Annotated in this window: 1 protein-coding gene; it reads right to left on the bottom strand. The window is 63.2% G+C overall.

From position 1 onward, the window contains the following. A partial coding sequence (gene glyA, locus GOW56_RS21655) for a serine hydroxymethyltransferase (RefSeq protein ID WP_171207161.1) occupies positions 1-1197 on the bottom strand: 1197 nt, incomplete at both ends.

Here is a 1197-nt window from a genome sequence, read left to right as displayed (position 1 = left end):
TTGTCGTCTTCGCCATTGGCAGCCAGGCCGTCGACCACTTCGATGATCCAGTCGGCGATCTGGCGGAATTCGACCTCGCCGAAGCCGCGGGTGGTGCCGGCGGGCGACCCCAGACGGATGCCCGACGTGATGGTCGGCTTTTCGGGATCAAACGGCACGCCGTTCTTGTTGCAGGTGATATGCGCCCGGCCCAAGGCTTTCTCGGTGGCGTTGCCTTTCACCCCTTTGGGGCGCAGGTCGACCAGCACCACATGGGTGTCGGTGCCGTGGGTCACCGTGTCCAGACCGCCCTTGATCAGCTGATCCGACAGCGCCTGGGCGTTGGTGATCACCTGCTTGACATAGTCCTTGAACTCGGGCCGCAGCGCCTCGCCGAAGGCCACGGCCTTGGCCGCGATCACATGCATCAGCGGGCCGCCTTGAATGCCGGGGAAGATGGCCGAGTTCACTTTCTTGGCGATATCTTCATCATTGGTCAGGATCATGCCGCCGCGCGGGCCGCGCAGGGTCTTGTGCGTGGTGGTGGTGGCCACATGCGCATGCGGGAAGGGGCTGGGATGCTCGCCCGCCGCGACCAGACCGGCGAAATGCGCCATGTCCACGTGCAGATAGGCACCGACCATGTCGGCGATCTGACGCATGCGGGCAAAGTCGATCTGGCGCGGAATGGCCGAACCGCCGGCGATGATCAGCTTGGGCTGGTGTTCCTTCGCCAGCGCCTCGACCTGATCGTAATCCAGCATGTTGTCCTGCTGGCGTACGCCGTATTGCACCGCGTTGAACCACTTGCCCGACTGGTTCGGACGGGCGCCGTGGGTCAGGTGGCCACCGGCATCCAAGCTCATGCCCAGAATGGTGTCGCCGGGCTTGATCAGCGCCTGAAACACGCCCTGGTTGGCCTGAGAGCCGGAATTGGGCTGCACGTTGGCGAATTCACAGCCGAACAGTTGCTTGGCGCGGTCGATGGCCAGGTTTTCGGCGATGTCGACGAACTGGCAGCCGCCATAATAGCGGCGGCCGGGATAGCCTTCGGCGTATTTGTTGGTCATCACCGAGCCCTGCGCCTCCATCACGGCGGCAGAGACGATGTTCTCGGACGCGATCAGCTCGATCTCGTCGCGCTGACGACCCAGTTCCGACGTGATCGAGCCAAAAAGCTCGGGATCACGATCAGAAAGGGACTGGGTGAAAAATCCG

This window comes from Ruegeria sp. HKCCA0235A, assembly GCF_013033235.1.
Taxonomy (GTDB): domain Bacteria; phylum Pseudomonadota; class Alphaproteobacteria; order Rhodobacterales; family Rhodobacteraceae; genus Ruegeria.
Note: the sequence above shows the minus strand (reverse complement) of the source record. Positions and strands in the feature narration are given on the sequence as shown.